Origin of the sequence: Bifidobacterium imperatoris, from assembly GCF_002860405.1 — a bacterium.
Taxonomy (GTDB): Bacteria; Actinomycetota; Actinomycetes; order Actinomycetales; family Bifidobacteriaceae; genus Bifidobacterium; species Bifidobacterium imperatoris.
Genome location: NZ_NMWV01000031.1, coordinates 22,106 through 40,473, shown reverse-complemented (window position 1 = coordinate 40,473; position 18,368 = coordinate 22,106). Strand labels below are relative to the sequence as shown.

14 protein-coding genes and 1 rRNA gene are annotated in these 18,368 nt (G+C 54.5%); all 15 read right to left on the bottom strand.

What is annotated here, in order from left to right; translation table 11 throughout:
- Window positions 1–338: ribosomal RNA gene (locus Tam1G_RS10100) — 16S ribosomal RNA — on the bottom strand; the annotation flags it as partial.
- Window positions 339–861: 523 nt separating this feature from the next.
- Complete coding sequence (locus tag Tam1G_RS10095; protein WP_101626418.1) at window positions 862–1,362, bottom strand: GNAT family N-acetyltransferase; 501 nt, start codon at window positions 1,360–1,362, stop codon at window positions 862–864.
- A 194-nt stretch (window positions 1,363–1,556) separates the two neighbouring features.
- On the bottom strand, window positions 1,557–3,434 hold the full coding sequence (locus tag Tam1G_RS10090; protein ID WP_101626417.1) for an oleate hydratase: 1,878 nt from the start codon (window positions 3,432–3,434) through the stop codon (window positions 1,557–1,559).
- A gap of 110 nt (window positions 3,435–3,544) precedes the next feature.
- On the bottom strand, window positions 3,545–4,426 hold the full coding sequence (locus tag Tam1G_RS10085) for an aldo/keto reductase (RefSeq protein ID WP_101626416.1): 882 nt from the start codon (window positions 4,424–4,426) through the stop codon (window positions 3,545–3,547).
- An 81-nt stretch (window positions 4,427–4,507) separates the two neighbouring features.
- The gene (locus Tam1G_RS10080; RefSeq protein WP_101626415.1) at window positions 4,508–4,906 is read right to left on the bottom strand and encodes a DUF4186 domain-containing protein; all 399 of its coding nucleotides are present in this window, start codon (window positions 4,904–4,906) and stop codon (window positions 4,508–4,510) included.
- Window positions 4,907–4,929: 23 nt separating this feature from the next.
- Window positions 4,930–8,487 (bottom strand): DNA polymerase III subunit alpha, encoded by a 3,558-nt coding sequence (gene dnaE, locus Tam1G_RS10075; protein WP_165781987.1) that lies wholly within the window; start codon window positions 8,485–8,487, stop codon window positions 4,930–4,932.
- Between the two features lie 192 nt (window positions 8,488–8,679).
- Window positions 8,680–9,621: an RluA family pseudouridine synthase gene (locus Tam1G_RS10070; protein ID WP_101626413.1), complete on the bottom strand. Its 942-nt coding sequence runs from the start codon at window positions 9,619–9,621 to the stop codon at window positions 8,680–8,682.
- Window positions 9,621–10,172 (bottom strand): signal peptidase II, encoded by a 552-nt coding sequence (locus Tam1G_RS10065; RefSeq protein WP_101626412.1) that lies wholly within the window; start codon window positions 10,170–10,172, stop codon window positions 9,621–9,623. Before Tam1G_RS10065 ends, Tam1G_RS10070 begins: the two co-directional genes overlap by 1 nt.
- 20 nt (window positions 10,173–10,192) lie before the next feature.
- Window positions 10,193–11,503, bottom strand: a complete 1,311-nt coding sequence (locus Tam1G_RS10060) for a DivIVA domain-containing protein (RefSeq protein ID WP_033889743.1) — start codon at window positions 11,501–11,503, stop codon at window positions 10,193–10,195.
- Window positions 11,504–11,650: 147 nt separating this feature from the next.
- Window positions 11,651–11,953: a YggT family protein gene (locus Tam1G_RS10055; RefSeq protein ID WP_101626411.1), complete on the bottom strand. Its 303-nt coding sequence runs from the start codon at window positions 11,951–11,953 to the stop codon at window positions 11,651–11,653.
- 113 nt (window positions 11,954–12,066) lie between these two features.
- Entirely contained in the window at window positions 12,067–12,555 is a 489-nt protein-coding gene (locus Tam1G_RS10050; protein ID WP_033889741.1) for a cell division protein SepF, read from the bottom strand.
- Window positions 12,556–12,567: 12 nt separating this feature from the next.
- A complete protein-coding gene (gene ftsZ, locus Tam1G_RS10045; protein WP_101626410.1) occupies window positions 12,568–13,779 on the bottom strand; it encodes a cell division protein FtsZ in 1,212 nt (403 codons plus the stop codon).
- Window positions 13,780–13,965: 186 nt separating this feature from the next.
- On the bottom strand, window positions 13,966–15,207 hold the full coding sequence (gene dusB / locus Tam1G_RS10040; protein WP_101626409.1) for a tRNA dihydrouridine synthase DusB: 1,242 nt from the start codon (window positions 15,205–15,207) through the stop codon (window positions 13,966–13,968).
- Window positions 15,208–15,295: 88 nt separating this feature from the next.
- Entirely contained in the window at window positions 15,296–16,768 is a 1,473-nt protein-coding gene (locus tag Tam1G_RS10035; protein ID WP_033889739.1) for a glycine--tRNA ligase, read from the bottom strand.
- A gap of 116 nt (window positions 16,769–16,884) precedes the next feature.
- Complete coding sequence (locus Tam1G_RS10030; RefSeq protein WP_423220491.1) at window positions 16,885–18,312, bottom strand: C1 family peptidase; 1,428 nt, start codon at window positions 18,310–18,312, stop codon at window positions 16,885–16,887.
- Window positions 18,313–18,368 lie beyond the last annotated feature (56 nt).

Here is an 18,368-nt window from a genome sequence, read left to right as displayed (position 1 = left end):
AGGAGTCTGGGCCGTATCTCAGTCCCAATGTGGCCGGTCGCCCTCTCAGGCCGGCTACCCGTCGAAGCCACGGTGGGCCGTTACCCCGCCGTCAAGCTGATAGGACGCGACCCCATCCCACGCCGCAAAAGCTTTCCCAGAAGACCATGCGATCAACTGGAACATCCGGCATTACCACCCGTTTCCAGGAGCTATTCCGGAGCATGGGGCAGGTCGGTCACGCATTACTCACCCGTTCGCCACTCTCACCACCAGCAAGCTGATGGATCCCGTTCGACTTGCATGTGTTAAGCACGCCGCCAGCGTTCATCCTGAGCCAGAATCGAACCCTCCACAAAAAAACAATGCGGAAAGACATCGAATAGATGACTCTCAAAACAAAATCGACGAGACGATTCCTTAAGGAAGGAACCACTCTCACAAAAACCTCGTCCCGTTTCAACCAACCAAGGACCCAACCGACAAAAACAGTCAGGCACGAGACAAGCTGGCAATCATTGACTATAAAGAAGTAGTACAAACACGCTCTTGAGTTCTCAAACCACCACCACACCGGCAAGCAGCCAACCAACCAAGGGAAGGAAACCCGCCGTGCCGAGCGGCAACAGATGAATAACCTACACGACAACCAGAACAAACGCAAATCAGGCATACTAAAATACGCCAAAAACGTTGCAACGCCGGCGTTCCATCGGCGTGTCGAAAATCAGAAAAACCACGCCTTATCTGTCACATTACGCTTGTTTTCCGCACCAACGTGGACCGACATTAATCATTCACTAGTGTGTCGTGATAATTCATTTCACGTTCAATTCCCCTCAATCCGCTACGCAGACACCTGCCTTCCCTTTTGTGAGGGGCTTAGAAGGTCAGACGCATCTGGTGCCAAACCACATTGCCATGCGTAGACCCAGAGATGCCTTCATCCTTATAACCGAATCGTGCATAGAAACCGACCAGCCGGTCTTTGCAGGTGAGCACCAGTCCTTTGCGGCCGCGAGCGCGGGAATCCTCAATCACCTGCTGCATCAACATGCTGGCATATCCATGATGCTGATATAACGGTGCAGTATCCACACCGAAAATCATCTGCCATGCGCCGTGCGGGTCGTGTTGCGTGGCATCGTCGTACATATCATCAGTCAAATCGGCACGGTTGGTGGCAAAGCCATTGATGAAGGAAGCAATATGGTTGTCATCTGTTAATAGCCAGAAGCATTCCGGATACGACTGCAGCCGCGCCTGGAGTGAATCACGACTTGCTGCCTCCGCGGCCGGGAAGCATTCCGCCTCAATCGAAGCCAATGCATCGAGATCTGCAACAGTAGCGTGACGAATCGTCCAGGTTTGCGGCACAGTCATATTCGTATTTCCTTTCTTATCTGCGGTCTCTCCCTCAGTCTCCGCATACGCGGAGCCAGCTCGTCCAGCAACTAAGGACGAACTTCATTCGCCTTTTGTTAGCTCGACGGTCGTCTCGCACATTGCCTACAAACAGCTCTGCTGTTTGCTTTACGGCAACGTCCCATCAGAGGGAGCCGTGAAAGAGGTGGCAATCAGATGACGTGGTATTCCTTGAGCAGGGTGGCGATATCGGTGCCGTCGAGTTTCTTCAGCACCTTGCCGAGCACTGCCTTTTCAATGAAGTTGAGCTTCATATCCGTCACCGGTTTGCCATCACGCAGTTTGACGGTGGCATTGAGCAGGTTGCGCACATCGTAGACACTGCCCCACACTTCAGGCACGCCACGGTCCACATCAAGCAACGTGTACACCGCTTCCATACCGGTGCGCATTGAGTACTCAGTGGTGAAGATCGTGTCACGCGGGGTTTCGGCGAACTGACCGAGGAACGCGAAGTTCACAGCACCATCAGGCACCACATCCGGGCGGTCGCCGGCCGCGCGCGGCATGAAGAACGCCGTGATATACGGCATCATCACCGGCACCGTGTTCGCATGATTCTTGGCGAGTGCCTCGATCTTGTCGGTTGGCACACCCATGTGGTAGAGCCATTCCTCGCAAATCTCCTCACCGGTGCATTCGGTCATCGGCTTCTTCACATAGTTGCCGGGCTTGTCTGGGAATAGGCCATAAACCCATACGCACAGCTGATCCTTGGGCTGGTCACGGAACTGCTGCTGACGGTTCAGCGTCCAGCTGAGCAGCCAGTTGGAATCAGTGACGGTCACAATGCCACCGGTGACTACGTGACCAGTGAATGGGTCACGCTTGCAGATCTTCTGAATATACGGAGGAATCTCACCGTCCAGTGTGGTGACGGTGGCGCTCATCCACTTGGTGGCCTGCGGGTCGGAGCAGAACTTGTTCGGGTGGCCAAAGCTGGGATCCTGCTTGGCGATGTTGCGCCACATATCCCAACCGCCGCCCGGCTTCAAGTCCGGATTCCATGCGGCCGGCGAATTCTGCGAACCCATTGTGGAGTTCTCCACGCAGCCACCGTTGGTGATGAACACCAGATCATCTGCGGTCAGATCAATCGAGGACTTCTCTCCCTCATGATCAATATCCAAACGCACAGCAAGCTTCTTAGTAGGCGAGCTGTACGGATTGCGCTTGAAGACGCCGGAAGTGGCTTGAATCTTCAAAATCGTATCCTGCCCCACTCCAGTGTGTTCGCGCTTGGGGCCGTCGCCACCACCGATGGCGAATTCCACGTTCTCCACTTTGGTGTTGTACTGGAATTGCACGCCGTGGCTTTCCAAATACTTGACCATCGGCAGAATCATCGACTCATACTGGTTGTATCGGGTGAAACGCAAGGCTGAGAAATCAGGCAAACCGCCAATGTGGTGGATGTAGCGCTTGATGTACAGCTTCATTTCCAACGCGGAATGCCAGTTCTCGAATGCGAACATAGTTCGCCAATACAGCCAGAAGTTGGAATTCAGTACCTCATCATCGAAGAAATCAGTGATGGGCTTGTCGTACAACTCTTCATCCGGCGTGAAGAAGAGCTTCATGATTTCCTGTGAAGCCTTATCACTCAGACCGAACTTGCCCTGGAAACCAGCATCCTTGCCGAGATCCTTAGTAGCACGGCACAGGGAATAGTTCGGGTCTTCCTTGTTGAGCCAGTAATACTCATCCAGTACGCTCACGCCCTCAGTCTCAATGGAGGGAATCGAACGGAATAAATCCCACATGACCTCGAAATGGTTGTCCATTTCGCGACCGCCACGCATCACATAGCCGAGGCCTGGAATATCTGCGCCATCGCAGGCACCACCCGGCACAGGATCCTTCTCGAGGATATGAATGTGATCGCCCGGCATTTGACCGTCACGCACTAGATAGCAGGCCGCAGACAGCGCAGCAAGTCCAGTACCGATAATGTAAGCGTTCTTGTGATCGACTCCGACCGGCTTCTCCGGGCGGGCAAAGGCTTCGTAATTACCGTTGGAATAGTACATGGCACTCCTCCTTTGGAGAATATGTTGACATCACGTCAACCTTTTGACAGACATCTTGTCGCATTATTTGCCGCTCTGCCATAGGCAACTCTCGGTGTTGTGTGGGTTTATCAGATATTGCCTCGTACATGTTGGTCGGCCCATGACTGAGAATGGGTGAACGTAGCAGGATTGGCGCTTACGTTGCCGTTCGGCTCGTCTAATGCGTCGATGGCAGCCAATTCAGTGGGCGTCAGATCAAAGCTGGCGCTGGCGAGGTTCTGACGCATACGTTCCACATGCTTCGACTTCGGAATGATGATGCGGCCTTCCTGCGTATGCCAACGCAGCACTACTTCTGCTGGAGTCACGCCATGAGCCCGAGCCGCAGCAACCACCGGAGCAGATTCGATATCCTTACCGTGGCCCAGCGGACTGTACGCCTCAGCAACAATGCCATGCGCCTTGCAGAATGCAAGATTGCCGGGCTGGCTGAATCGTGGATGCACTTCAATCTGGTTAACGGCAGGGGCCTCACCAGAATCCTCGATAATCGCACGCAGATGCTCAGGTAGAAAGTTGCTGACGGCAGGCACACGAATCGCACCCTCATCGCGAAGCTTCAGCAGCGCGCGCCAGGTTTCCTTATAGAAACCAGCGGCAGGGAACGGCCAGTGAATCAGGTACATATCGATAACATCGACCTTGAGCTTCTTGCGTGATTCCTCGAACGCCACCATCGCTGAGTCATAGCCCTGGTCGCAATTGCGCAGTTTAGTAGTCACCCAAACCTTACCTGCCATGCCAGTGGCTTTGAGCGCATCGCCCACCTGTTCCTCGTTGTAGTAGGCTGCCGCGGTATCAATGTGACGATAACCAATCTCCAAGGCTTCCTCAACAGCTCGCTGCGTATCCTCCGGAGGAATCTGGAAAGTACCGAATCCAATTTGTGCAATTACAGACTTGGATTTATCCTGCAGCGTAATTGATGGCGATTCGAGTTGTTGGCTCATAAGTATCGCTTCCCTTCAATGCGATCATGTTCCTCGCCCATTGTAAGTTTGCGATGTTCTTCTAACCAGTATCTTGCTCGATTACCGCACCGGATGGTGAATCAAATCACGTTCAATCCAAGCCATGACCAAATCTGCAAGCCTGTTGGTTTCCTCTTCAGTAAGTGCACGACCTTGAGGAATATGATGCCATTTTTCGATACAGCCTCGGCAACAAGTAGCAGTGGCATGCTGAGCGGTGAATACGGGGTGACCGCGCCACGGCGTCTGTTTGCCATCATTCTTAGGCTCGGCAGCGCCGACACGATCATGTAGCATTTCATGAGCATGGCGGTTGATGATGGCTTTGCCCTTCGCACGAGCGTAGGCGCGGTCCTTATCTGAAAGCATGAACTTGGCGCGAAACTTCGAATGCGATAGTCGTTCCAATGTTTCCGCTATCCAGCGTTGTTCATCTCGTTCAGCTTCTACGTTAGGCACGGTTCGCTATGGTAGTCCCCTAATTACGCGGCAGCAGGCAAACAGCTCGGACCGAAGAGGATTTTAATCTCAGCGAATAATGACGTGTCACGCTTTACTCGGAAACGATCACCGAACGTCAGCACCTGAGCATTGCCCTTTTCATCCATTACAGCGAGATGAACCTCGCTGTATCCGGGATGACTGGCCAACACTTGCCCCAAACGAGCCATACGATCGCGTTCCAACGCCACGGTCGGCAACGTAATCACCAAAGGTCGTTCATCTTCGGCTTCCAAGGTGGGCACCTGCATTTCCGTGGCTCTCAAGGATACGGTTTCGTCACGCAGCTCCACCTGTCCGCGAATCTGCACCACCGCGTCCACGGCAAGTTCCGCGGCGGCAGCCTCATACACTTTGCCGAAGAACATGCACTGAATGCTGCTTTCCATGTCTTCGATGGTGACGATGGACCACGGATTGCCCTTCTTGGAAACACGGCGATCCACACCAGTCACCAAACCAGCCAACGTGACCTGCTGTCCGTCAGGCATAGTTTTGGCACGGTCAATCAAATGCGCAATCGACATCTCTCGCAAGCTTGCAAGCACAGACTGCATGCCCGAAAGCGGGTGGTCGGACACATACAAACCCAGCATCTCACGTTCGAAGTTGAGCTTGGTCTTCTTATCCCACTCCTCCACATCCGGCACGGTCACGGACGCATCGCCCATTGCCTCCGCTCCCCCGTCCTCATCATCGGAGAACAAATCGAACTGGCCCTCAGCCTGCTTGCGTTTCAGACTTACCACCGAATCGATGGCAGCCTCATGCACAGTGAACAAAGCACGGCGGTTCGGATCGATGGAGTCGAATGCACCGGCCTTAATCAAAGATTCCACGAGTCGGCGGTTCAGTGCGGTCAGTGGCACACGGCGAATGAAGTCCATGAAATTCACGAACTTGCCGCGCGGCCCCTCACGCTCGGCAATAATGTCCGCCACGGCTTTCTCACCCACGTTACGGATAGCGCCCAAACCGAATCGCACCACGTCGCCGACTGCGGAATACTCATATACCGACTCGTTCACATCCGGAGAGAGCACCTGAATGCCCATACGTCGTGCCTCGCCAAGGTACAAGGCCGTCTTATCCTTGTTCGTAGCCGCACCCTGCAACAAAGCAGCCATGAACTCTACCGGATAATGAGTCTTCAAGTATGCGGTCCAATAGGAAATCAGACCATAGGCTGCGGAATGCGCCTTGTTGAAGGCGTAGCCGGAGAACGGAACCAGAATATCCCACACAGCATTCGCTGCCTCTTCGGAATAACCGTGTTCCTTCATGCCAGCGAAGAACGGCACCTTCTCCTTAGCCAGCACCTCAGGCTTCTTCTTACCCATTGCTCGACGCAGCACATCTGCCTTGCCCAACGAATAACCTGCCAAGATTCGGGCGGCGGACTGCACCTGCTCCTGATAAATAATCAGACCATACGTCTCATCGAGCACCTGCTTGAGCGGTTCCTCGAGCTCGGGATGAATTGGCGTGATCTTCTGCAAGCCATTCTTGCGCTTCGCATAATTAGTGTGCGAATCCATCGACATTGGGCCCGGTCGATACAGAGCGATCAATGCGGAAATATCGTTGAAGTTATCCGGCTTCAACGTCTTGAGCAAGGAACGCATACCATCGGAATCAAGCTGGAACACGCCCAACGTGTCACCACGGGAAAGCAGTTCATACGTGGGTTTGTCGTCCAGCGGAATCTTCGTATAGTCGATGGCCGGCTTACCGTTCGCTTCGATGTTTCTCAGCGTGTCATGAATCACCGTCAAGTTGGAAAGTCCAAGGAAATCCATCTTGACCAAGCCCAGCGTTTCGCACGTATGATATTCGAACGTGGTAGTAATTGTGCCATCAGTACGCTCCAGCAGCGGGCTCGTATCCGTAATCGGAGCACTACCCATGATGGTGGCGCACGCATGCACACCCGTCTGGCGAATCAGACCCTCGATGCCCTTGGCTTCGTCCGTGATGCGGCGCGCATCTGGATCGGACTCATACATCTCGCGGAATTCACGCGCCTCTGCATAGCGTTTCGCCGTCGGGTCGAAGATGTCATGCAGGCTGATGTCCTTGCCGCCCGTGGCAGCCGGAGGCAACGCCTTGGTTACCTTCTCACCCACTGAGAACTCGTAGCCCATGATTCGAGCCGAATCCTTCAGCGCCTGCTTCGTCTTAATCGTGCCGTAAATCACGCACTGTGCAACCTTATCGGTGCCATATTTCTCGCCGCAATACTCGATTACACGGGCGCGGCCTTCCGGATCGAAGTCGACGTCGATATCCGGCAGAGACACACGCTCCGGGTTCAGGAACCTTTCGAAAATCAGGCCATGCTTCAGCGGGTCCAGCTCAGTGATACCCATTGCGTAGGCCACCATTGCGCCTGCTGCAGAGCCACGGCCGGGCCCCACCATGATGCCGTGGTCTTTCGCCCATTGGATGTAATCGGCCACCACCAAGAAGTAGCCGCAGAACTGCATCTGGCAAATCACACCACACTCGTAATCCGCTTGCTTGAGCACTTCAAGCGGAGGGTTGCCGTCGTAGCGCTTCTCCAGACCTTCCTCGACCTTCTTCAGGAACAAAGAAGTCTCATCCCACCCCTCGGGGCAGGGGAACTTTGGCATGAACGCGCCATCCTCATGATCGTCGAACATCACATTGCAACGCTCAGCGATTCGAAGCGTGTTATCGCACGCCTCAGGCAGCTCCTTGAACAGGGTGCGCATCTCCTCTGCCGTCTTCAGGTAGTAGCCCGTGCCATCGAACTTGAATCGGTCCGGGTCATCCAGACGAGAGCCTGAATTAATGCATAGCATCGCATCCTGTGCGCCCGCATCTTCCGCGTGCACGTAATGCGAATCATTCGTTGCCAGAATCGGAGCGTTAAGTTTTTTCGCAATGGTGAGCAAATCCTTGGTCACCTGCGTTTCAATCGAAAGCCCGTGATCCATCAGCTCGATGAAGAAGTTGTCTCGGCCGAAAATGTCCTGGAACTCGCCGGCTGCACGCAGCGCCTCATCGAACTGTCCCAGACGAATGCGCGTTTGGATGATGCCCGAAGGGCAACCAGAAGAAGCGATCACGCCTTTGGAATATGTGGCCAAAACCTCCTTATCCATACGGGGATATCGCATCACACGACCTTCAAGGTTGGCCACTGAGGAAGCCTTGATGAGGTTGACCAAGCCTTCATCGTTTTCCGCCCACATGGTCATGTGGGTAATCAAACCACCACCGGAAACATCATCGCGACGTTGCGCCTCGGTACCCCAGTGCACACGCGACTTGTCCTGGCGAGCGGTTTCAGGAGTCACATACGCTTCAATGCCGATAATCGGCTTAACACCGTTGGAGACACAGTTGGTATACATTTCATATGCGCCGTGCATGTTGCCATGATCAGTAATAGCTACTGCTGGCATGCCTAATTCGGCGGCGCGCTTGGCCAACGCCGGAATCTTCGACGCACCATCCAACAATGAATAGTGCGTGTGGTTGTGCAGATGTACGAAGTTCCCCATTTCAGCCATGCGTTCCACCATACCGCACGCTCTGCTCAGCCTTCACCTTCACTGACTGTAGGTTTTTGGACACCGGCTGTAGGATTTCCAACACTGACTGTAGGATTTCCAACGTTTTTCGTTTAAAAACCTACAGTAAGAGTTCAAAATCCTACAGTCAGAAGATGCTAGGAACACCGGGCAAGGCAAAGAAGGAGAAAATCAGGAAGCTATGGGAGCCGTATCTGTATGACGGGCCCGCATAGTTTCGAGCGCTTGCGCCAAATCAGCGGGATAGTGTGATTCCACCGTCGTCCAAATACGGGTACGGGGATGGCGGAATTCAAGTTTCATGGCGTGCAGCCATTGGCGATCGAGTCCAAGTATCTCAGATAGCACAGGATTGGCACCATACATCGGATCGCCGCACAAAGGGTGGCCGATTGAGGAGAAATGCACACGAATCTGGTGCGTTCGACCCGTCTCCAAATTCACAGAAACCAGCGTAGCTTCATGACCGAAGCGTTCCAGCACATCCCAATGCGTCACTGCCGGTTTGCCAGCAGGCGTCACGCAAAAACGAAAATCCGAAACCTTTGCACGACCAATCGGCGCCTCAATAGTAGCTTTATCCTGTTTCAGCGAACCTTGCACCAGCGCGTGATAGGTTTTCTTCACCTCATGCTCGGCAAACTGCCTGCGCATTTCCGTATATGCCAAATCGGATTTGCACACCAGCATCAGTCCGGACGTGCCCACATCCAAGCGGGAGACAATACCTTCACGTCCAGCAGCACCTAAAGCGGTAATATGCACACCACGGTCTCGCAAAGACCCCAGCACCGTAGGGCCAGTCCATCCAACCGAAGCATGGGCAGCAACACCAACCGGCTTGTCGACTACAACAACGTCATCGTCTTCGTAGACCACAGCCATATCGTTGGCAATAGGTTCAGGCTCCTTACGTTCTTCAACCAAATCGAATTCGACAGTATCTCCCGCCGCCAATGTGCTGGAACGTGCCACATCACGGCCAAGTACACGAGCTTGGCCGGAATCAACTAAGTCAGCAGCTTTGGAACGAGAAATACCGAGCATTTTGGCTACGGCGACGTCGAATCGTTTGCCAATCAAAGCGTCAGGAGCGGGAACCATACGATTCATTACTCGGCATCCACCTTTGTCTTAGCTGATTCTTCGGCATCGCTCTTTGCAGTCGCAATGTCCTTTACCGTAAATGGTTCGTTCAGTAGAATCAGTACGACAATGACTACGCCTGCTACCACAAGATAAATATCCGCAACATTGCCGACAGACCATCCGTAGTTCAGGAAATCCACAACCTTGCCGTTGAGGAATCCATCCGCATACATCACACGGTCAATCAGGTTGCCGAAAGCGCCAGCGAACGCAAAGGACAGCGCAACCGTCCACTTCAAAGACACAGCGCGCAATCCGTAGTACAGCAGTGCACAGCATGCGACAATGGCGAGCAGACTGATTACCCATGTAGAGCCGGAGCCCATGCCTAATGACGCACCGGGGTTACGCACCAAGGTCAGGGACAACAGCCCGGGAATCACTCGGATGGTCTGCCCGCCAGACAATGCCGATAACGCCCAAAACTTAGTGAATTGGTCAACAATCAAAGCCACAGCGGCCACACATGCAAAGACGGCCGCGCGAATACGCAGCCGTCCCTGTTGGTTTGTCATACGACTTACCCTACCTACGCTCAGTTAGCCTTGGACGAGGTCTGATCCTGATAGTTGTTCGATTCGGAAACCTGTGCGGCGAGCTGGCCAAGGAACTCGGTCAGGCGTGCACGGTACTCGGTCTCGAACTGCTTGAGGCTCTGAATGTTGCCCTCAATAACCTTGGACTGGTTCTGCAGGTTGTCACGCACCTGCTGTGCATAGGTATCGGCTGCGGAACGAGTCTGCTTGTCGTATTCCGCGGCACGACGCTGCACATCTGCCTCGTACTCATCAGCATCAGTGTGCTGAGTCTTGGAGTAGTTGTCGGCATCCTGGCGAGTCTTCTCGGAGTAGGAGTCCGCATCAGCACGCGTGTTCTCAGAATAGGTATCTGCGTCGGTACGGGTGTTCTTAGAGTAGGCGTCTGCATCAGCGTGAACGCGATCACGGTAGGCGTCAGCCTCGGAACGGGTGCGATCAGAATACGTGTTGGCCTTGGTAACCAGATCGTTGTACTTGTTCTGGCTGGCTTCGGTGATTTCCTTAGCCTTGGTCTTGCCCTTTTCAACGTACTGATCATGCAGCTGCATAGCCAAAGTCAGCATAGCGGTTGCACGCTCCGGTTCACTGCCCGGCATAGCGGCAGCACCGGCAATCTTCTGCAGGGAGCCGGTTTCGGTGCTCGGCTCAACCTTGGAGACCTGAGCACGCAGCTGGTTCTCACGCTGCTTGGCTTCTTCAAGCTGACGAGACAGCTCCTGAATCTGAGCGGCCTGCTGCTGAGCGACACCGCCCTGCTGCTGAGCGGCAGCAAGCTGACGGGACAGTTCTTCGTTGGCGGCGCGGAACTGGTCACGTTCCTTCTGGATTGCTGCAATCTGCTGGCCGACGGCCTCCTGGTTTCCGGAAGCCTGAGCAGCCTGGGCAGTCAGCTGATCGATCTGGGCATTCAGCTGATCGACCTGGCCCTTGAGCTGATCGTTCTGAGCGGAAAGGGCGCGGTTGGATTCCTCTGCTTCGCTGAGCTTAGCTGCGGCCAACTGAGCGGCCTTATCACCTTCAGCGGAAGACTGCTGGCCCTGAGCGGCAGCATTCTTCAGCTCATTATTCTCAGCCTGGAGCTTCTGCACCTGACCGGTCAGCTCGGAAATCTTGGCATTCAGGTTGGTCACATCGGGGCCCAGAGCCTGAGTTGCCTGACCGCCGGCTACTGCCTGACGGCCCAGAGCCTCCACGGTCTCCGTGACCTGATCGAGGAAGTCGTCAACCTCGTCGACATCGTAACCTTCCTTGAATCGCACGGTCTGGAAGGTGTGCTCCCTAATATCCTTCGGCGTCAACAGAGCCATAAATATTGCACCTCGCTTTGGGGCTTTGCCCTCGCTTACGTTGGTATCAAGTATTGATGCTATCACGACCCCTTCGATTCATGGGAGTTTTGTGCCGATTTCAAGGTGCGACATGCCGTATTCAGCACAAAAAATAGTGATTTTGCATCAGAAAATAAGGTAGATGACGCTCTCCAGTACCACTAACGCGAAATACAGCACTATAAAGCTCATGTCCAGATATATAGAGCCGAGCGGAAGCGGCTTGATATATTGGCGCAGCCAGCGCAGCGGAGGCTCTGTAATGGTGTACACCATATTGATCAGTTGAGCCACGATACCATGCGGGTACCAATTACGAGCCAGGATTGACACCCAATCCAAAACCATGCGAATGATAAGCACTGTGATATAGGCATTAACCAGCCAAGCGAGAATACGGCCAATAAGAGTGAAGAGAAAAGGCAACATGGGGTAAGCCTAACAACCGGATATGAAATGTTTGCTTGGAGCTCAATAAAAATCGGCCGATCCCCTACTGGGAATCAGCCGATAGCAACAATAATGAGCAGTATTCGCGAGTATCAGTCAGAGAACAAATCTCGGGCGGATGCTGCGTTCGTAGGCTCTTCGACTTTGATGTTCACCTGAGCCGGGCTCAGTAGGAACACGCGCGGCGTAACACGTTCCAACGAGCCACGCACACCAAACACCACACCTGCGGAGAAATCAACAATACGGTAGGCCACTGCTTCGGAAACACCGGTCAAGTTCAGCACAACAGGCACGCCATCACGCAACGCACGACCGACCAACTGAGCATCTTCATACGACTTCGGGTGAATCGTGGTGATGCGATTGACTCGGCTACTACCCTGGAATGGGGTGGTCTTTGAGCTTTGACTCGGTGCGGGAGAAGTCTGAGCCATAGGCGTTACCGTATGGTCAGAGTCAAAGTTCGGCTTCGGCTGAGGCTTCTGTTGCTCCTCTTCCTCCTCGACGAACTCATCGTCATCATCTGCCACATCGCTCATGCCCAAATAGGACATCGCGTTTTTCATGAACCCGGCCATGCTTCAGTCCTTTCAGCGCAGGAAGTCGGGGATGTCAAGATCGCCCGCGGGATCGTTGAGAGCAATGGTGGGATGTTCGGACGTCGGGTCGTCAAACGGCAGCGAAGCGGAATCACCCGTGCTCGGCGTGAACGTGGGCTGCACCGTAGGCTGGGCGACCGGGGCCGGCTGAGCTACCTGAGTCGGAGCTGCCGCAGCGGGCTTAGCAACCGGCTGCGCGGGAACAACCGGAGTCACTACTTCCTGATCGTCTGCATCCTGAGCGGAAACATGATCGAAGCCGGCAGCAATAACGGTAACGCGAACCTCGTCGCCGTAAGCGTCATCCAATGCAAGACCCCAAATAATCTGAGCTTCAGGATGGATGGCCTTGCGCACCAACTCGGTGGCGGCAGAAGCTTCCTGCAGCTTCAAATCGGTCGGGCCAGCGATGTTGATCAATGCACCATGAGCACCCTCGATGCTTTCTTCCAGCAACGGGGAGCTGATAGCGATTTCAGCGGCCTGAGTTGCACGATCCTCGCCCCGCGCGGAACCAATACCGAACAAAGCGGTACCAGCACCACGAAGGATGGAATTCACGTCGTTAAAGTCGACGTGAATGTAGGAGTTCATCGAAATCAGGTCGGTGATGCCCTGCACACCGGCAAGCAAAGCGGTATCAGCGGTCTTGAATGCTTCGATAATGCCGATGGAACGGTCGGAAAGCTCAAGCAGTCGATCGTTCGGAATCACAATCAGAGCGTCGACTTCCTTGCGCAGGTTATCGATGCCGTAATCAGCGGATGCGGAACGCTGCGGGCCTTCAAAGCTGAACGGGCGGGTCACCACTGCAATGGTCAATGCGCCCTGCTGATGTGCGGTACGTGCCACAATCGGGCTGGCACCCGTACCCGTGCCGCCGCCTTCGCCACAGGTGACGAAAACCATATCGGCACCCTTCAGCGCTTCCTCAATATCCGACTGATGATCCTGCGCGGCCTTTGCACCACGCTCAGGATCAGCACCGGCGCCAAGACCACGACTGGTTTTATCAGACAGGGAGATCTTGACGTCAGCGTCAGAACGCAACAAATCCTTGGCATCGGTATTTACCGCCACAAATTCAACGTTCTGCAATCCTTCGGCGATCATACGGTTAACGGCATTGCCGCCGGCTCCGCCTACGCCGACGACCTTAATGTTGGTCTTGTCGTTGAACTCAGTCTGGGCGATCTCGCTCACGTTTGGCTCCTGTCACTTCACGGTTACACCCAAGAGTAGCGCAACTGCCCTACTCGTGGAGTCAATTCGCACATGGATTAGTGCGTGTTGTGCAATATTTTTTCTGCGAACACACCAAAAGGGCTCGGCAGGGCACCTTTCGGCCTGTTTCGTTGCCTATTTCCTCAACGGAAATCAGCGCAAAGACTAATAACTGGCATCCATCGGGTCGTCGCCGAAGAGTGCTTCACGCTCCTCATGGGAAGTGGTGCGCGATTCCAACCATCCATAAGGAAGATGAACTTTCTTGGCAAAACGAACTCGGCCACGCGGCTTGTCAATTACTCGTGGGGGGTATTCAATCGTGGGGTCCAAACGCGCTATCTCACGATCCACATCAGCGAGATTCTCGCATTCCATGAAGGCTTTTCTGGTGGAACCGCCTACGGGGAAACCCTTGAGATACCAAGCGATATGCTTACGCAAATCATGTACGGCCATCATTTCGTCACCATCATAGAATTCGGTAAGCAGCTCGGCATGCCGATGAATCACCTGACAGACCTCGCCAAGATTCGGATTGATGCGCTCAGCATTGCCTGCGAAAGCGTTCTTGATATTGGCGAACAGCCACGGCCTGCCTTGACAGCCACGACCGATGGCCACGCCATCGCAACCGGTCTCGCGAACCATTTCCAATGCATCTTCCGCACCCCAAATATCACCGTTGCCGAAAACGGGAATATTGAGATGTTCCTTCAGTTCACCGATTCGAGACCAATCCGAATGCCCCCCATAGTATTCGGCAGTGGTTCGAGCGTGCAACGTTACCGCCTTGCAACCCTCTTCTTGTGCAATATGCCCAGCTTCGAGGAATGTTTCATGCTGATGGTCGATTCCTACGCGAATCTTAGCGGTAACAGGGATGCCCGCAGGTTCGCATACGGCAACCACTCGCGCAATCAAATCGGTGAAGATATCCGTTTTCCACGGTAAGGCCGATCCGCCTCCGCGCCGCGTGACCTTGGGAACCGGGCAGCCAAAGTTCAGATCCACATGGTCCGCCATACCTTCATCAACTACGATTTTGGCGGCCTGCTCGGTGATGGAAGGATTCACGCCATACAGCTGGAGCGAACGAATCTTCTCGCTAGGAGCAAAATGGCACAACCGCAATGCTTTGGGGTTTCTTGCCACCAAAGCACGAGCGGTAATCATCTCCGCCACATAGAGGCCATCCGGACCATATTCCTCACAAATCACGCGGAACGGCCAGTTGGTGACACCCGCCATTGGAGAGAGTACAACCGGCGTGGGAACAGTGATATCATCCAGCTGCACCGGAGCAATATGCACCGGTTCGCCCGGACGTTCCTGCGCATCCGTGCGCGGATCGAGATTATCGGTCTCATGCGGTTCGGCGATAATGGTTTCGGAGGTATCTGTCACGTTGCTTCCTACATAGCGTGGCTCCCCTCGTTATTGAACGGAGGGGAGCCAAATCAGTCATCGTTATGCGATCTTACGAATTCGGGAATCAGTACAAGCCGCCGGCTTCCTGAATGCCGGAAGCAGGCCAAGGCTCGCCACCCATTTCCACAGGCTTCAGCGGCACACGAGTACGCTTTTCGCTGATGCGGGCGCTGACGTAATCAGCAACCTTATCCAGAGAGACGCGTTCCTGAGCCATCGTGTCACGCTCACGAATGGTCACAGCCTGATCCTCGAGGGTGTCGAAGTCCACGGTGATGCACAGCGGAGTACCGATTTCATCCTGACGACGGTAACGGCGACCAATAGCGCCGGATTCGTCGTAGTCGATCATCCACTCGTTGAAGCGCAGGTCGGCAGCCAGGTTGTGGGCCACTTCCTGCAGTTCCGGCTTCTTGGACAGCGGCAGCACGGCAGCCTTGATCGGAGCCAAGCGCGGATCGAGACGCAGCACGGTACGCTTGTCGACGCCACCCTTGGTGTTCGGTGCTTCGTCCACATCGTAGGCATCCACGAGGAAGCACATCAGGGAGCGGGTCAGACCTGCTGCCGGCTCGATGACGTACGGAATGTACTTCTCGCCAGTTGCCTGGTTGAAGTAGCTCAGATCCTCGCCGGAGTGCTTGGCATGAGCCGTCAAATCGAAGTCCGTACGGTTGGCGATGCCTTCGAGTTCGCCCCAATCGGAACCCTGGAAACCGAACTTGTATTCGATGTCCACGGTGCGCTTGGAGTAGTGGGCCAGCTTCTCCTTCGGATGCTCATAGTGGCGCAGGTTCTCCGGCTTGACACCGAGGTCAAGGTACCACTGGGTACGAGCGTCAATCCAGTACTGGTGCCATTCCTCATCGGTGCCCGGCTTGACGAAGAATTCCATCTCCATCTGCTCGAACTCTCGGGTACGGAAGATGAAGTTGCCCGGAGTGATCTCGTTACGGAAGGACTTACCCATGTTCGCAATACCGAACGGCGGCTTGGAACGGGAGGAAGTCATTACGTTCTTGAAGTCCACGAAAATACCCTGAGCGGTTTCCGGGCGCAGGTAGTGCAGGCTGTTCTCATCCTCGACCGGGCCGAGGTGAGTGCGCAGCATCATGTTGAAGTCACGCGGTTCGGTCCACTCGCCACGGGTACCACAGTTCGGGCAGACAATATCTTTCATGCCGTTCTCAGGCATCTTGTCGCCGTGCTTTTCGGCGTAGGATTCCTCGAGCTTATCGGCACGGTTGCGCTTGTGGCAGTTCAGGCATTCGACGAGCGGATCGTTGAACACGCTGACGTGACCGGAAGCCACCCACACTTCAGGCGGCAGAATGATGGAGGTGTCCACACCGACCACGTCGGGGCGAGTGACGACCATAGAACGCCACCATTCGCGCTTGATGTTGTCTTTCAGAGCAACACCAAGAGGGCCGTAATCCCAAGCGGAACGAGTGCCGCCATAGATTTCACCGGCAGGGAATACGAAGCCACGACGCTTTGCGAGGGATACGACTTCATCGAGTTTAGATTGAGCCACAATGCACCTTCTGGTTTGAACGGTTTGGGGACTTACTTACAACCGCTTCAGGATAGCGGCACTCCCCTACATCTCTATATATGAGGTATCGGGGAGCGCCGAATCACTATTTGAGCTCAGCGGCAAGAGCGCGTGAGCGGCTCCCACGGTTCAAGCTCTACCGGCTCGCTTTGCGCAATGGCCAGCGTCGCCTCGTCGAGCATGTCCTTGCGGATGATGAGTTCAGTGACGAACTGGTCGAACCAGGCGTCGGAAGCCACATAGTAGCCATCCTTGCCGTTGTCCTTACCCCAGCTGTTTTCAATCTTCCAACGGTTAGGCTTGTCGTTCTCGTCCAGATTCACACCAGTGAGCGTCATCGCATGATTGCTTGGACGGTCGCCGTACTCAAGGCCATCAGCCTTATCGAAGGTGAATTCAGTACCGAACAGCTGATCCACTCGCACAGTACCGCGATCGAACACACCTTCACCACGCAGCGCGAATTGCATGCAATCGCAGGCGAACCAAATCGGGTGGCCAGCTGCGATCTGGTCGACGGCGGCCTTCTTGAACACGGCCAGCGGCACGTTGACGAATTCCATATCGCCGGCTTCAATCACATTCGCGGTGCAACGGATGCGGTAGCGCTTGCCGAATGGGGTACGAGCCATCGGAGCATTAGAGATGGTGACGAAATCATTGACATCCACAGGCACATACTTCTTGTAGAACTCAAGCGGCGTGATACCGGTTTCGCGAATCTGCTTGCGTTCATCCTTGCCGGATTCGCGCTTGGCCTGCTCGGTCTTATCAGCCTTGCTGTCCTTATTATCATCCTTGTCGTCATCATCATCCTTGACTCGTGCCAGGAAGTCGAACGTTGCCGGAGGCTCACCGAGTGCGATAGCGCAGATGCGATATACCGTGGCCATATCCTCACGCTTGGCTTCACGCAGCATCTCCACCGATTCGCCGGCAGCATGACGGCGACGAAGCTCAGCGGCGAACTCACGCAGCTTAGTGTTGAGGTATTGCTTGAAGGCATCCGAGTCACGCGAATTGGCGGACTCAGGGTAAGCGGACTTCGGTACCAGGCCATATTTATTGACCAGGGCGGCGAACATCTGCCACCAGCCGCCATCGTCGGACGGACCATCGTTGATGACCTCGAAGATACGGGAATCAGTGGGCTCGTCCAAGGTTTCCAACACATGCTCAAGATACGTGTTGGACTTTTCGATGGCGTCCCAGAAGAACAAATAGGTTTCGGAGAATTCGAAATCTTCCAAGTTCCAGTGGTGCATCAGCTCGTAACGCAACGTGTTGAGCGATGCGAACATCCAACAGCGGCCCGAGCGCTCCTGATTGGTGATGGAGCCCTGCTTGAGTTCGATGGAAAAGTCACGGGGCAGATCACGCAGGCCTTGGTAATCGGTGGCTGCGGCAAGCACACCGGTGGAGACGGCAGCATTGGCGGCCACAAGATTGGCACGGTCAGCATTGAACGCACGCGAGTATTCCTGAAGTTGATTGATATCAACAGCGGACTGATTAGTCATCATTCCTCCCGAAATTCTAGGGATTCCAAGCAAACGAACCTCATCCTACACGCGTGTCA

Coding starts and splice junctions, on each gene's coding strand:
- Tam1G_RS10095 (WP_101626418.1), bottom strand. CDS start 1,362: ATGACTGTGCCGCAAACCTGGACGATTCGTCACGCTACTGTTGCAGAT.
- dnaE (WP_165781987.1), bottom strand. CDS start 8,487: ATGGCTGAAATGGGGAACTTCGTACATCTGCACAACCACACGCACTAT.
- Tam1G_RS10070 (WP_101626413.1), bottom strand. CDS start 9,621: ATGAATCGTATGGTTCCCGCTCCTGACGCTTTGATTGGCAAACGATTC.
- Tam1G_RS10085 (WP_101626416.1), bottom strand. CDS start 4,426: ATGAGCCAACAACTCGAATCGCCATCAATTACGCTGCAGGATAAATCC.
- Tam1G_RS10055 (WP_101626411.1), bottom strand. CDS start 11,953: ATGTTGCCTTTTCTCTTCACTCTTATTGGCCGTATTCTCGCTTGGCTG.
- Tam1G_RS10050 (WP_033889741.1), bottom strand. CDS start 12,555: ATGGCCGGGTTCATGAAAAACGCGATGTCCTATTTGGGCATGAGCGAT.
- Tam1G_RS10090 (WP_101626417.1), bottom strand. CDS start 3,434: ATGTACTATTCCAACGGTAATTACGAAGCCTTTGCCCGCCCGGAGAAG.
- Tam1G_RS10030 (WP_423220491.1), bottom strand. CDS start 18,312: ATGATGACTAATCAGTCCGCTGTTGATATCAATCAACTTCAGGAATAC.
- Tam1G_RS10060 (WP_033889743.1), bottom strand. CDS start 11,503: ATGGCTCTGTTGACGCCGAAGGATATTAGGGAGCACACCTTCCAGACC.
- Tam1G_RS10065 (WP_101626412.1), bottom strand. CDS start 10,172: ATGACAAACCAACAGGGACGGCTGCGTATTCGCGCGGCCGTCTTTGCA.